At 68.7% G+C, this 14,001-nt stretch carries 14 protein-coding genes; 4 read left to right on the top strand and 10 right to left on the bottom strand.

The window, feature by feature from the left end; translation table 11 throughout:
- Positions 1–347: 347 nt before the first annotated feature.
- Genes AB8808_RS14730 through AB8808_RS14740 form a run of 3 tightly spaced genes read left to right on the top strand, consistent with a single transcriptional unit; the run spans position 348 to position 3,714 of the window.
- Positions 348–1,154: a segregation and condensation protein A gene (locus AB8808_RS14730; protein WP_185754507.1), complete on the top strand. Its 807-nt coding sequence runs from the start codon at positions 348–350 to the stop codon at positions 1,152–1,154.
- Positions 1,155–1,177: 23 nt separating this feature from the next.
- Positions 1,178–2,029: an SMC-Scp complex subunit ScpB gene (gene scpB / locus AB8808_RS14735; protein ID WP_369930400.1), complete on the top strand. Its 852-nt coding sequence runs from the start codon at positions 1,178–1,180 to the stop codon at positions 2,027–2,029.
- Positions 2,026–3,714: a pseudouridine synthase gene (locus AB8808_RS14740; RefSeq protein ID WP_369930402.1), complete on the top strand. Its 1,689-nt coding sequence runs from the start codon at positions 2,026–2,028 to the stop codon at positions 3,712–3,714. Before scpB ends, AB8808_RS14740 begins: the two co-directional genes overlap by 4 nt.
- A 163-nt stretch (positions 3,715–3,877) precedes the next feature.
- Here AB8808_RS14740 and hisIE read toward each other — a convergent pair whose 3' ends face one another.
- The 9 genes from hisIE to AB8808_RS14785 are packed head-to-tail and all read right to left on the bottom strand — an operon-like array spanning position 3,878 to position 11,249.
- Positions 3,878–4,522 (bottom strand): bifunctional phosphoribosyl-AMP cyclohydrolase/phosphoribosyl-ATP diphosphatase HisIE, encoded by a 645-nt coding sequence (hisIE, locus tag AB8808_RS14745; RefSeq protein ID WP_369930403.1) that lies wholly within the window; start codon positions 4,520–4,522, stop codon positions 3,878–3,880.
- On the bottom strand, positions 4,519–5,289 hold the full coding sequence (gene hisF / locus AB8808_RS14750) for an imidazole glycerol phosphate synthase subunit HisF (RefSeq protein ID WP_369930404.1): 771 nt from the start codon (positions 5,287–5,289) through the stop codon (positions 4,519–4,521). Before hisF ends, hisIE begins: the two co-directional genes overlap by 4 nt.
- Positions 5,283–6,035 carry a 1-(5-phosphoribosyl)-5-[(5-phosphoribosylamino)methylideneamino]imidazole-4-carboxamide isomerase gene (gene hisA / locus AB8808_RS14755; protein ID WP_369930405.1) on the bottom strand — a complete coding sequence of 251 codons (753 nt, stop codon included), beginning with the start codon at positions 6,033–6,035 and terminating at the stop codon, positions 5,283–5,285. The genes hisF and hisA overlap by 7 nt, the downstream gene beginning before the upstream one ends.
- Complete coding sequence (gene hisH, locus AB8808_RS14760) at positions 6,032–6,622, bottom strand: imidazole glycerol phosphate synthase subunit HisH (protein ID WP_369930406.1); 591 nt, start codon at positions 6,620–6,622, stop codon at positions 6,032–6,034. The genes hisA and hisH overlap by 4 nt, the downstream gene beginning before the upstream one ends.
- Positions 6,622–7,686 carry a bifunctional histidinol-phosphatase/imidazoleglycerol-phosphate dehydratase HisB gene (gene hisB, locus AB8808_RS14765; protein ID WP_369930407.1) on the bottom strand — a complete coding sequence of 355 codons (1,065 nt, stop codon included), beginning with the start codon at positions 7,684–7,686 and terminating at the stop codon, positions 6,622–6,624. Before hisB ends, hisH begins: the two co-directional genes overlap by 1 nt.
- Positions 7,683–8,741: a histidinol-phosphate transaminase gene (gene hisC / locus AB8808_RS14770; RefSeq protein ID WP_369930408.1), complete on the bottom strand. Its 1,059-nt coding sequence runs from the start codon at positions 8,739–8,741 to the stop codon at positions 7,683–7,685. Before hisC ends, hisB begins: the two co-directional genes overlap by 4 nt.
- On the bottom strand, positions 8,738–10,045 hold the full coding sequence (gene hisD, locus AB8808_RS14775) for a histidinol dehydrogenase (protein ID WP_369930409.1): 1,308 nt from the start codon (positions 10,043–10,045) through the stop codon (positions 8,738–8,740). Before hisD ends, hisC begins: the two co-directional genes overlap by 4 nt.
- A complete protein-coding gene (gene hisG, locus AB8808_RS14780) occupies positions 10,042–10,935 on the bottom strand; it encodes an ATP phosphoribosyltransferase (RefSeq protein ID WP_369930410.1) in 894 nt (297 codons plus the stop codon). The genes hisD and hisG overlap by 4 nt, the downstream gene beginning before the upstream one ends.
- Positions 10,932–11,249 (bottom strand): YerC/YecD family TrpR-related protein, encoded by a 318-nt coding sequence (locus tag AB8808_RS14785; RefSeq protein ID WP_369930411.1) that lies wholly within the window; start codon positions 11,247–11,249, stop codon positions 10,932–10,934. The genes hisG and AB8808_RS14785 overlap by 4 nt, the downstream gene beginning before the upstream one ends.
- 146 nt (positions 11,250–11,395) lie before the next feature.
- On the opposite strand from AB8808_RS14785, the gene AB8808_RS14790 reads away from it, so the two are divergent.
- Entirely contained in the window at positions 11,396–12,094 is a 699-nt protein-coding gene (locus tag AB8808_RS14790; protein WP_369930412.1) for a response regulator, read from the top strand.
- Here AB8808_RS14790 and AB8808_RS14795 read toward each other — a convergent pair whose 3' ends face one another.
- Positions 12,095–13,990, bottom strand: a complete 1,896-nt coding sequence (locus AB8808_RS14795) for an HAL/PAL/TAL family ammonia-lyase (RefSeq protein ID WP_369930413.1) — start codon at positions 13,988–13,990, stop codon at positions 12,095–12,097.
- Positions 13,991–14,001 lie beyond the last annotated feature (11 nt).

Genomic DNA, 14,001 nt, shown 5'->3' on the forward strand with positions numbered 1-14,001 from the left:
CTGGACTTGCGCGGAAACAGGCGATACCCTGTGTCCATTCGGGTGAACTTATTCGGGCGTCACGCCCTCCCCGGTCCGTCTTCTGGACCGGCAGCTGACAGCTTCCGACGATTCTTCACAGGCGGTGACCCTCCTGGGGTGTCCAGCGGCAAGGCCTTTCGCTCGTCGGCGACGATGCGTGGCATGCCGGACGAGGCGGCGGTATGGCCGCCGGACGGCATCGATTGTTGCGTTCCCGGTCGCACTCGCGACCCTTCTGACGTGTGCCGATGACTAACGAGACAACCGACGTCCAGGTGGTCGAAAACATGCCGGGTGCCTTCGCGGGCATCCCGCAGCAACAGGAAATGCCCCTTGCGCTGGTGCGCGGGCAACCCGTGCTGCACATGCCCCAGGACCTGTACATCCCACCGGACGCCCTCGAGGTCATCCTCGAATCGTTCGAAGGTCCGCTGGACCTGCTGCTTTACCTGATCCGCCGGCAGAACCTGGACATCCTCGACATCCCCGTCGCCGAAATCACCCGGCAGTACATGGATTACATCGAGATGATGCGCGAGGTGATGCGCCTGGAGCTGGCGGCGGAATACCTGCTGATGGCCGCCATCCTCGCGGAGATCAAATCCCGGCTGCTGCTGCCGAGACCTCCCGCGGAAGAAGGCCTGGAAGACGACCCCCGCGCCGAGCTGGTCCGGCGGTTACAGGAGTACGAACGCTTCAAGAGGGCCGCGGCGGATATCGACGAGCTGCCCCGGCTGGAACGCGACACGGCGGTGGTCCACGCCTTCGTCGGCGAGCACACCGTGGTCCGGGTGCCGCCGCCGCTGGACCTCAGGGAGATGTTGCTCGCGCTCAAGGACGTGCTGGGACGCGCCGACCTGTTCACGCACCATGCGATCCAGCGCGAGCCGCTCAGCGTCCGCCAGCGCATGGGCGACCTGCTCGGCACGCTGAGCGAAGGTGGCGGCTTCCGCCGGTTTGAAACGCTGTTCGACGTCAGCGAAGGCCGACTCGGTGTAGTGGTCACCTTCCTGGCCATGCTCGAGCTGGCAAAGGAAATGCTCATCGAGATCGTTCAGGAGGAGGCTCTCGGGCCGATCTACCTGAAGACGAAGGTACAGACGGAGGCCGCGCGCGAAGAAGCGCTCGCCTGACCCAAGCAAGCACCCGAAGGCCTATGCAACCCGAACAACTCAAACCCATCGTGGAAGCGGCGCTGCTTGCGTCGACCCAGCCGATGACGGTCGCGCAGTTGAAGGCGATCTTCGCCGAAGAGGATGAAGTCACCGACGACGACCTGGTCGTCGCCCTGGCCTCCCTCACGCACGACACCGACGGTCGCGGTGTGGAACTGAAGGAAGTGGCCACCGGCTGGCGCTACCAGGTCCGCCGCGAAGTTCACCCCTGGGTCTCGCGGATGTGGGCCGAAAAACCCAGCCGCTACTCGCGCGCCCTGCTGGAAACCCTGGCGCTGATCGCCTACCGCCAGCCCATCACGCGTCCGGAGATCGAACAGATCCGTGGCGTGGTGGTGTCCTCGAACATCATCAAGACGCTGGAAGAACGTGAGTGGATCCGCATCGTCGGCCACCGCGACGTACCCGGCAAGCCGGCCCTGTTCGGCACCACCCGGCTCTTCCTCGATTACTTCAACCTGAAATCGCTGGACGCCCTGCCCCCGCTTTCCGAAATTCGCGACCTGGAAGAGCTCAACCCCCAGCTTCGCCTGTCGGATGCGGATGGCGTTCCCGCCAAGGCGTCCATGCCGACCGATCTTCCGGTCGACGTGGACGACGAAAGCCCCACGAATCCCGAACCCACCGATGATGTCGTGGCCGAAGCCCCGACGATCGACCGCACCGCCGTGGAGACCGCGCCCGACGAGGGCGTCGATGTCGACGTGGCGAACCACATGCCTGCCGGCGACGACGACGTCGCCGCGGCTTCCCCCACTGCCGACGAGGCAGAGAACCCCGAAGGCGACGTCGACGACGACGCCCGCAAAGATACCGAGGAGTCACGCGCATGAATGCGCCGCAACGTTCCGTACTCAGTTTGAAGCGCGGTGAGAACCGCACCGAAGAAGGCCCGCAGCTCGAAGAGCGCCTGCACAAGGTCCTGGCCAACGCCGGCCTCGGCTCGCGCCGCATGCTCGAGCAGCGCATCCAGGCCGGTGAGGTCGAGGTCAACGGCACCGTCTCCACCATCGGCGCCAGCGTGCATGCCGGCGACCGCGTGACGATCGACGGCAAGCAGTTCGTCGTCGCCACCGACAACCGCAACGATGCCGAGGTGCTGGTCTACCACAAGCCGGAAGGCGTGGTGACCACGCGCGACGACACCGAGGGCCGTCCCACCGTGTTCGAACAGCTGCCGCGCCTGAAGGGTGCGCGCTGGGTGGCCGTGGGTCGCCTGGACATCAACACCACCGGCCTGCTCCTGCTCACCACGGATGGCGAACTGGCCAACGCACTGATGCATCCCAAGAGCGGGCTCGAGCGCGAATACCTCTGCCGCGTGCACGGCGAAGTGCCCGACGAGACCATCGAGCGCCTGAAGGCCGGCGTCGAACTCGAAGACGGCCCCGCCCGCTTTGACGAGATCGCCACGATCAGCCGCGGCGGCAGTCATAGCTGGTTCCGCGTGACCATCCGCGAGGGTCGCAACCGCGAAGTCCGCCGCCTGTGGGATTTCGCCGGCTTCCTGGTCAGCCGCCTCAAGCGCATCCGCTACGGCACCGTCGAGCTGCCGCGCGCGCTGCGTCGCGGCGACTGCGAATCGCTGGACGAAACCGCCATCAAGGAACTGCGCGAGCGGTCCGGCCTGGGCGCTCCCGCGCCGGTGCTGACGCTGAGCGCCGTGGTGCACCAGCGCCGCGCACCGCGCCACGTCACCGAATACAAGCCGAACGCCGGTGGCGCCAGCGCCTGGAGCTCGGGCCGTCACGACGAAGCCCGCGAGCTGACCGCGTTCGATCGCCTGCGCGACGACAACCCGCGCGGCGGCCGTGGTGGTCGTGCGGGCGGCGGCGGTGCCGGCGGCCGTGGTGGCCAGGGCGGCGCTCCGCGTCGCGAGGTCAACGGCAACGTGGCGCGTCCCGAACGCGGCGGCAATGCCGCCGGCGGCGCGCAGCGCAAGCGTCGTGTCGCACCGGGCCAGGAACTGCCGGGCGTGCGCACCTGGTTCGCTGGCGACTCGCGCACCGGCGGCGGCAATGCAGGCAACGCGACGGGCAACGGCGCGGGCAACCGTGGTCCGCGTCCTGGTGGCCGCAGCGGTGGCAACACCGGTAACGCGGGTGCCGGTGGCGGCTACGGCAATACCGGCAGCGGTGGCGGATATGGCAACCGCGCCGCGGGCACCGGTGGCAATCGCGCCGCGGGTCCGGGTGGCAATCGCGCCGCGGGTCCGGGTGGCAATCGTGCGGCCGGTTCGAGTGGCAACCGTGCCGCCGGTCCCGCCCGCGACGGCAACCGCGCCGCCCCGGGTGGCGGCGGTGGCGCACGCTTCGAAGGCGGCGGCAATCGTGGCGGTCGTCCCGGTGGCGGCGGCAACGCCGGCAACCGTGCAGGTGGCGGCGGTGGCAATCGCACCGGCGGCGGCCCGCGTGCGGGTGGCGGTGGCGGTGGCAACCGTGGCCCGCGTCCGGGCGGCGGCGGCGGTGGCAATCGCGGCGGCGGTGCCGGCGGCGGCAACCGCAGCGGTAACCGATAACCAACGCCTCCATCTACCGACATACGCGGTGTAGGAGCGCACGATGTGCGCGATGGGGGGATACGTCGGCGATTGGGGGGTGCCTCATCGCCGCTTCGTTGGCTTTTCGCGCACATCGTGCGCTCCTACACGGTTGCGGTCGTGGTTACGGCCGTGGTTACGTTTAGCGGTGGCGGGCGGCCAGCCTGGCGGCTACCGCGTCGAAGCCGATGCCCCGGGCACGTAGCATCACCATCAGGTGGAAGACCAGATCGGCGGCTTCGCCGATCAGCGCGTCGTCGTCTTCGGCGACCGCCGCAAGGGCCGTCTCGACGCCCTCCTCGCCCACTTTCTGCGCCATCCGGCGGATACCGCCTTCGAACAGCGTCGTCGTGTAGCTGCCTTCCGGCCGCTCCGCGTGGCGTGACGCGACCAGGGCATCCAGTTCGCCGAGGAACCCCAGCGACGGGGCCACGTCGTTACCGAAGCAACTGGTCGTGCCGGTGTGACAGGTCGGACCGGCCGGGATCGCTCGCACCAGCAAGGTGTCGGCGTCGCAATCGATCCGGAGGTCGACCAGTGCCAGCGTGTCGCCGGAGGTTTCGCCCTTGGTCCACAGGCGCTGCTTGCTACGGCTGAAGAACGTGACCAGGCCGAGTTCGCGTGTCTTCGCCAGCGCGGCTTCGTCCATGTAGCCCAGCATCAATACCTCGCCCGTGCGCGCATGCTGCACGATGGCCGGCAGCAAACCGTCGCCCTTGGCGAAATCGGGTGTCGTCATCTCACTCATCGTCCTACCTCGACACTCATCGTCTGACGCGACGCTCATAGTCTTACCTCGATGCCCTGCGTACGCAGTTCGCGCTTCAGGGCGGGAATGCCGATGTCGCCGCTGTGGAACACGCTGGCGGCCAGCGCCGCGTCCACGTCCGCCACACGGAACACCTCGGCGAAATGCGCCGGCGTACCGGCACCGCCGGACGCGACCAGCGGCACGCGGCTGAGGGCACGCGCGGCGCTGAGCTGTTCGATGTCGTAGCCACGGCGCACGCCATCGGTGCCCATGCAGTTGAGCACGATCTCGCCGGCACCCAGCGCCTGCACTTCCTCGATCCAGTCCAGCGTGCGCTTGCGCAACGCCTTCGTACGGGAGGGATCGCCGGTGTACTGGCGCACGCGCCATTCGCCGTCGTCGTCACGCAGACTGTCCACGCCGACCACCACGCACTGCACGCCGAACGCATCGGCAATCTCGGCGACGAGAGCCGGGCGCTCCAGCGCAGGCGAATTGATCGAGATCTTGTCGGCACCCGCGTGCAATACCTCGCGCGCGTCATCGACGCTGCGGATGCCACCGGCGACGCAGAACGGGATGTCGATCTCGCGCGCCACGCGCTCGACCCAGTCGCGATCGACGCGGCGCCCCTCGGGGCTGGCCGTGATGTCGTAGAACACCAGTTCGTCGGCACCTTCATCGCGGTAGCGCAAGGCCAGCTCGACGATCTCGCCGACCACCACGTGATCGCGAAAGCGCACGCCCTTCACCACCCGGCCGTCGCGCACGTCCAGGCATGGAACGATGCGGCGGCTCAGCATGACGCGCTCGCCTTGTCGGCCACGGCGAAGGCGTCGGGAAGCGCGAAGGCGCTCTCGAGCAACGCACGGCCGAGGATCACCCCGGACACGCCCCGCAACGCTAGCGTGGCGATGTCGTCCAGCGAGCGCACGCCGCCGGACGCCTGCACGTCGAGGCCGGGCGCCAGCGTGGCCAGGTGATGATAGAGGGCGAGGTTCGGACCGGTCATCGTGCCGTCACGATCGATGTCGGTGCACAGCAGATGACGCGCACCCGCCGTCTGGTACCACGGTACCAGGTCGTCCAGGGTGCGCTCTTCGTCGGCGGTCCAGCCCGCGCTGGGCAGTTTCCAGAGACCGTCACGGAAACGCGTGTCGAGCGCAAGCACGATGCGATCGGCACCGTAGCGACCGATCCACGCGGCCACGGTTTCCGGGTCGCGCATCGCCACGCTGCCGACCACCACGCGCTGCACGCCGGCGTCCAGCAGGCGACGCACGCCGTCTTCGTCGCGCACGCCGCCGCCGGCCTGCACCTTGAGTCGGCCGCTGGAGGCGATGCCGGCCAGGGTGGAAAGGTTTTCGAAGCGGCCGGTACGCGCACCATCGAGGTCGACGACGTGCAGCCATCCGGCCCCCTCGTCCGCATACCGTGCAGCCAGCGCCTCGGGTTCGAACGCAAAGGTGGTCTGCTGCGCGTAATCGCCTTTGTACAGGCGTACGACCTTGCCTTCGCGCAGGTCGATCGCGGGAATGGGTAACGTCATAGCGAGAGAAAATTCCGCAGGAGTTGGGCGCCGACACCCGCCGAACGCTCGGGGTGGAACTGCATACCCATGAAGTTGCCGGACGCGACGACGGCGGAGAACGGCATGCCGTGCTCGCTGGACGCCAGCGTGTAGTCACCCGTGGGGACGGCGTAACTGTGGACGAAGTAAGCGCTGTCGCCTTCGCGCAGGCCGTCGGTGAGTTGGTGGTCGCCGGTCGCGCGTAAGGTGTTCCAGCCCATGTGCGGCACGCGCAGGCCCGGCTGCTCGTCGAAGCGCCGCACCGTGGCCGGGATCACGCCCAGGCATTCGGTATCGCCCTCTTCCGAACGCGCGCACAGCAACTGCATGCCGAGGCAGACGCCGAGCACCGGCTGGGTCAGGCCGCGCATCACCTCGACCAGACCGGCCTCGCGCAGCATGCGCATGCCGGGCGCGGCAGCACCCACACCGGGCAAGATCACATGCGTGGCGGCGCGAATGCGGTCGGCGTCCGAGGTCAGCGTCGCGTCCGTACCCAGGCGCTGCAGCGCGTAACGCACCGAGCCGATGTTCGTGCCGCCCGCATCCACCAGGACCACGCGCATCACAGGCTTCCCTTCGTGCTGGGCAGTTCCGATCCCTCGCGACGGATGGCCTGGCGCAGCGTACGGGCGACGACCTTGAAGCAGCCTTCGACCATGTGGTGCGCATTGTCGCCGTGCACCGTGAGGTGAAGGTTGGCACCCAGCGTCTCGCACAGCGAACGGAAGAAATGCGGCACCAGTTCGGTCGGTATGTCGCCGACACGCTCACGCGGAAACTGGCCGTCGAAGACGAAATACGGACGACCCGACAGGTCCAGCTCCGCACGCGCCGCGCTCTCGTCCATCGGCAACGCGAAACCGTAGCGGCCGATGCCGCGCTTGTCGCCGAGCGCCTGTTTCAGGGCCTGGCCCAGCGCCAGCGCGGAGTCCTCGATGGTGTGGTGCTCGTCGATGTGCGTATCGCCGTCGCAGCGCAGTTGCAGGGCGAAGCCGCCATGCTTGCCGATCTGCTCGAGCATGTGGTCGAAGAAGCCCAGGCCGGTGTGCACGACGGGATCGGCGACGCGGTCGAGATCGACGGCGACGGTGATCGACGTCTCCTTCGTCTTGCGTACCACCTCGGCGGTGCGCGGGGCATCGAGCAAGGCATGGACCAGTTCGGCCCAGGTGATGCCTTCCGGCCCGACGCGGAAGCCACGCACCCCCATGTTCGCGGCAAAAGCCAGGTCGGTCTCGCGGTCGCCGACCATGGCCGACTGCGCCCGGCTCCAGCCGTCGTCGGCGAGCCAGTGGCGCGCGAGGCCGACGCCCGGCTTGCGCGTGTCGCGGTGCTCGTGCGGAAAGCTGCGGTCGATCAGCTGTTCGCGGAAGGTGATGCCCTGCGAGGCGAGGATACGCAGCAGCAAGGCATGCGGGCCGTCGAAGGTTTCCTGCGGGAACGACGGCGTGCCCAGGCCATCCTGGTTGGTGACCATGACCAGCTCGTAGCCGGCGGCCACGCAACGCTGCAGCGCGGCGATCACGCCCGGCAGCAACGCCAGCTTCTCGTAGCTGTCGATCTGCTGGTCGGCCGGCTCCTCGATCAGGCAGCCGTCGCGATCGACGAAAAGAATCTTGCGGCTCATGCCCCTGCCCTCAGCACCGCGAGCACGCGGTCGTTCTCGTTGCCCGTGCCCACCGTGATACGCAAGGCATCGCGCAGGCCGGGATACTTCGTGATGTCGCGTACCACCACGCCGGCGGCGAGCAGGCGGCGATAGGTGCCGGCCGCATCGTCGAAACGGACGGCCAGGAAATTGGCGTGCGAAGGCAGCACCGCGCGAACGCCCGGCTGCTTCGCCAGCTCGACCACCATGCGCGCGCGCTCGTTGAGCACCTCGTGCACGTGATGCCGCTGCAGGCGGCGCCCTTCGTAGGACACCGCACCCAGCGCGGCGTCCACGCACGGCGACGGCAGCGGGTACGGCGGGATGATCCGGCGCAGCAGCGCGATCACCTCTTCCCGCGCAACCAGCGTACCGACGCGTGCGCCAGCCAGCGACCAGGCCTTGGACAGCGTGCGCAGGACGGCCACATTGTCGTACGCGTCGATCAGGCCCACCGCGCTGCGTGTGCCGCTGAATTCGAGGTAAGCCTCGTCGACCACGAGCACCGCCCTGCCCTGCAACGCGCGCGCGATGCGCTCGATGGTGGGCAGATCCACCAGGTTGCCGGTGGGGTTGTTCGGTGAGCACACGTACACGAGCTTCGTGGCATCGGTGACGGCGGCGAGCAGCGTGTCGGCATCCAGCGCGCCATCGGCCGGCAAGGGCGATTCGATGACGATCGCCCCCTGGATACGCGCGCACACGGCATACATGCCGAACGTGGGCGGCGACACCAGGACGGCGTCCTGCCCGGCGCGGCAGAACGCGCGGGTGAGCAGGTCGATGGCTTCGTCACTGCCCCGGGTCACCAGCACGCGCTCGCTCACGCTGCCGTACAACTCGGCCAGCGTTTCGACGAGGCCGCGCGGCTGCGGATCGGGATAGCGGTTGAGGCCTTCGCCGCCGGGGATGTTGGGCGAGCGCGAGGACTCGTTGGCATTGAGCAGCACCGTGCCGCCCTGCGCTTCCATGCGTGCGCTGGAGTAAGGCGCGAAGGCGCGGATATCCGCGCGGGCAAGATCGAGCACGCTCATGCGGCGGCCTCCATGGCGGCGAGGCGCAGGGTGACCGCACGGCGGTGTGCTTCCAGTTGCTCGGCTTCCGCCAGCGTCGCCGCGCACGGACCGATGGCACGCAGGCCCTCGGCGGTGGCTTCCTGCACGGTCACCTGCTTCTGGAAGCTGGCCACCGACACGCCGCTGTAGCTGCGCGCGTAGCCGTAGGTCGGCAGGACATGGTTGCTGCCGCTGCAATAGTCGCCCAGGGATTCGGGCGTCCATTCGCCGAGGAATACCGAGCCGGCCGATTCCACATCGGCGAGCAACGCGCGCGGGTCGGCCGTCTGGATGATGAGGTGTTCCGGCGCATAAAGGTTGCTGACCTCGATCGCCTCGGCCAGATCGGCAACGAGGACGAGCCGGCTCTCCGACAGCGCCACGGCGGCGACCTCGGCACGCGGCAGTTCGCGGCGCTGGCGCTCCACTTCCACTTCGACCCGATCGAGCAGGTCGGCCGACGGGCTGACCAGCAGCACCTGGGAATCCGGCCCATGCTCGGCCTGCGAGAGCAGGTCGGCGGCGATGAAGCGCGGATTGGCCTCGGCGTCGGCGACCACCAGCACTTCCGACGGACCGGCCGGCATGTCGATGGCGGCGCCGGCGGGATCGCCGGCCACCTGCAGCTTGGCTTCGGTGACCCAGGCGTTGCCCGGCCCGAACAGCTTGTCGCAACGCGGCACCGAGGCGGTGCCGTAGGCCATGGCGGCGATCGCCTGCGCGCCACCCAGCTTGAACACGCGATGCACGCCCGTCGCACGCGCCGCGAACAGCACCGCATCGTCGCAGCGTCCGTTCGCCTGCACCGGCGTGCACAGCACCACCTCGCGGCAACCGGCGATGGCCGCCGGCACGCCCAGCATGATTGCCGTGGAGGGCAGCGGCGCGCCACCGGCCGGCACGTACAGCCCGACGCGACGGATGGGGCGGAGCACACGCTCCACGCGGACACCGGGCGCGGTATCGACTGCGACCTCGGTGGGCGCGGCCGCGCGATGGAAGCGATCGACACGGCTGGCGGCCTCGCGCACCGCGGCTTTCAGCGCCGGTGCCAGGCGCGCCTCGGCGGCGTCGAATTCCGCGTCGGTGACGGCGAGGTCGTCGAGGGAGGTGCCGTCGTAGCGCGCGGTGAGTTCGCGCACGGCCACGTCGCCCCGTGCACGGACGTCGGCCACGATGGCTTCCACACCCTGGCGCAGGTCGGCGGCGCGCGATTGCATGGGGCGCGCCAGCGCGGCGTTACGCGCGGTGTCGTCGAGGGAGGTCCAGTCGATCCGTTTCATGCCAGCATCTTCTCCACCGGTAGCACCAGCATGTCGCGGGCACCGGCGCGTTTCATGTCTTCCAGCTGGCGCCAGCTCACCGAGCCGGCGCACAGCGCCTGCAACACCACCTGGTCGGGTGCGCCGTCCACCGGGGTCAAGGTCGGCACCGGCGTACCGGGCAGCAGCCGGGTGATCTCCGCCAGCGCCGCGCGCGGCGCCTGCATCAGGATCAGGCGCGAGTCGCGCACCTGGATCACACCGTCCAGGCGGCGCAGCAGCAGTTCTGCGATCTCGCCGCGTTCGTCCAGCGGCAGTTCCGCATGGCCGGCCAGCACGGCTTCGCTTTCGATCACCACGGCCACTTCGCGCAGCTGGTTGGCGACCAGCGTGGCGCCGCTGGAGACCAGGTCGCAGATGGCGTCGGCGGTACCCAGGCGCGGTGCGATTTCCACCGAGCCGTTGAGCATGAACACGGTGGCCTCGATGCCATGCGTGCGCAGCCATTCGCCGGTGAGGCCGGGGTACGACGTGGCGATGCGCTGCCCGGCGAGCTGCGCGGGACTCTCGTACGTATCGTCTTGCGGCACGGCGATGGACAGCCGGCAGTGGCCGAAACCGAGCGAGCGCAGTTCGTCGATGCCGGTGCCGGCCGCCGGGTTGGACAGCTGGAACTCGCGCAGCACGTTGCGGCCGACGATGCCCAAGTCGCACACGCCCTCGGCGATCAGGCCGGGGATATCGTCGTCACGGACCAGCAGCAGGTCCACCGGCTCGCCCTCGCCGAAGCAGAACAGCTTGTCGCGGCTCTGGCGGAACTTCAGCCCGCATCGGGCGAGCAGGTCCTGGGCGGGCTCCGTGAGCCGCCCCGATTTCTGCATGGCGATGCGCAGTCGATCACGCGGCTTCATGCGGCACTCCCGGCGTTGCGGCGGGCGGCGGCGGCCATGTAGCCGCCATTGCCCTGGTTGAGGTAACGGGCGACGCGCCCGATGGTGGTGATGCTGACCGCCGTGCGCTCGTGGATCTCGCGATACGACCGCCCTTCCAGCAGGAAAGGCACCACGCGCCAGCGATCGACCATCACCTCGATCTCGGCCGGGGTGCAGAGGTCGTGCAGGAAGGCCCGCATCTCCTCGACGGAGGCCAGGCCGGCCAGGGCCTCGCACAGGCTGGCCTCGGCGGAGTCCGCGGGTGTCTCGGGATCGAGGTGGCGTCGCTTCATAATGTACTAATGCGTTAATACGATAACGCATACTAACTTGAGCAACCGAATCGTGGCAAGCGCCGACCCCGAATTGCGCTTTTGTTCCATATACCGCGCCGCGGCTCCCCGCCACCATGACGCCATCTTTTCCATGAGCCCTACCCATGCCGAGCACCGTGATCATCGCGGACGATCACCCGGTCGTGGTTGCAGGGGTCGAGACCATCCTGAGGTCGCACCGCTACGACATCGTGGCGCGTGCGCACGACACCGATGCCCTCTTCGACGCCCTGACCGATCACCCGTGCGATGTCGTCGTCACCGACTTCTCCATGCCCGAGGGCAGCCGCCCGGACGGCATGCCGATGATCCGCCGCATACGCGCCCTGCGGCCGGACACCGGCATCGTCGTCCTCACCATGCTGTCCAACGCGGCCATCCTGCGCAGCCTGCTCGACATGGGCGTGGCGGCGCTGTTCGACAAACGCACCAGCCTGCGCGATATCCCGGTGGCCGTGCATGCGGCCGATGTCGGCCGCTGCTACCTCAGCCCGGCCATCCGCCGACTGTTCCACGAGACGGACTGCTCACCCACCGACAAGGAACTGGTCACGCGGCTGTCCCCACGCGAGGTGGAGGTCCTCCGGGCCTATGCCCAGGGCTACCAGCTGGCGGAGATCGCCAGGGCGATGGGGCGCAGCTTCAAGACGATCAGCCGGCAGAAGCGCTCGGCCATGCTCAAGCTGGGCCTGGCCAATGATGCCCAGTTGTACCAGTACCTCGCCGGCGTGCGCGCCGGCATGCTGGACGACTGGTCGCCGGCGGACGAAGCCGCCGCCAGCCTCAACTTCTGCGCGCCCTGATCAGGCGCCGGCCACCAGCCGGCCGGAGGCCACCAGCTCGCACATCAGGCGCACTTCGCCGTCCATCGCGCGATCGCGCTGCATGAAGGCGATGTACTCGCGCACGCTGGCCAGGGCCTTGCGCACCGCCACGCCGCCATGGAAGTCCTCGGCACCTGCCAGGGCATCCATCAGGGCGCGCACTTCCGTCTCGAAACGGGCGTAGTGCGGCGAATCGGCGCGTGGCGCGCCGGCGACCTTGGCGGCCAGCGCCTGCCAGTCGCCGCGCATGGCCAGCGTGCGGGCGGCGTTGAGCATGTCCTGGCGGTACTCCAGCGCCTGGGCGGCCGTGTACAGCTCCATGGCCAGCACGTGGCCGAGATCTTCGGTCATCTCCAGCACGTGACGCGCCTCGTTGGCACCCATCGACACGTGGTCTTCGGCGTTGGCGCTGGTCGGGATCGAATACACGGAAGCCGGGTGTGCGCGCGTGGCCAGGTCGTTGACCAGGGCCGCGGCGGTGTACTGCACGATCATGAAGCCGGAATCCGTGGCGTCCTCGTTGCCGATCAGGAAGGCCGGCAGGCCGTCGTTGTTGGCCGGGTCGACCAGCTTTGCCGTGCGCCGCTCGGAGATGGAGGCCAGCACCGGGATCGATGCCTTGACGTAGCTCATCACCAGGGCCAGCGGCATGCCGTGGAAATGACCGGCGGAGATCACCTGGTCCTCGATGACCTGGGCATCCTCGGCATCGGGGAACACCAGCGGGTTGTCGGTTACCGCGTTGAGCTCGACGTCGAACACGCGGCAGGCCTGCTCCCACGCATCGCGCACGGCGCCGTGCACCTGCGGCGCGCAGCGCAGGCAATACGCATCCTGCGGCTGGTGCTTCTTGCCACCCTTGAAGGGCAAAAAGCGCGAGTAGAACGCCTCCTTGCCATGCCGCTGCGTGGCCGGCACCCAGTCCCAGCCGATGTCGAAGCGGTGGCCCTGGTCGGCCGGATCGGCCCACGAGTCGGACAACCAGGGACGGAATCGCGGCACCATGTGATAGGCGATGTCGGCCAGCGTCGAGCCGTCGAGCAGGCCGCGTATGTTCCGCGCCGCGGCCACCTGGCCCGGATGCGGGCGCAATGCGTGCACCTGCTCGGCGTAGGCGCCGGTACGACCGGCGAAGGCATCCAACGTCATCGCCGCGGCCAGGTCGGCCGTGCGGATCAGCATGTCCATCGTGTCCAGCGCGAGCACACCGGTGGCCAGCATCTGCGTGGTGCCGTTGTTGAGCGCCAGGCCTTCCTTGAACGACAGGCGCACCGGGGCCAGGCCCGCACGCTTCAGCGCTTCCGCACCGGGCAGCCGCTCGCCCTGGTAGAAGGCTTCGCCACCGCCCAGCAGCACGATGGCCAGGTGCGACAGCGGCGCGAGGTCGCCACTGGCGCCCACCGAGCCCTTCTCCGGGATCACCGGGATCACGTTGCGATTGAGCAACTCGGCCAGCGCGCGCAGGGTTTCCACGCGGATGCCGGAGTGCCCCTTCATCAGCGTGTTGACGCGAATGGCCAGCATCGCGCGCACCACGTCCTCGGCGAACGGCTTACCCACGCACACCGCATGGGTGATGATCAGGTTGTGCTGCAGTTCTTCCAGCAGCGTGCCTTCGCGCGGCTCGGGGTTGCCACCGGCCAGTTCGTCGCGCACGCGGTGGGCGCCCAGCAGCTTGTCGGCATTGCTGCCGAAGCCCGTGGTCACGCCGTAGATCGGCTCGCCGCCGCCCACCTTCTCCGCCAGGAAGTCGGCCGCGCGCTTCACCTTGACCAGTTGCGCGTCATCCAGGCGAATCGAGACACCGTGGCGGGCGATGGCCGCCACCTGGGCGCGCGTGAGGCTGCGGCCATCGAGAAGGATAGGAGAGGTCATGGGCGATGCCG

Origin of the sequence: Xanthomonas sp. NCPPB 2632, from assembly GCF_041228075.2 — a bacterium.
Taxonomy (GTDB): Bacteria; Pseudomonadota; Gammaproteobacteria; order Xanthomonadales; family Rhodanobacteraceae; genus Luteibacter.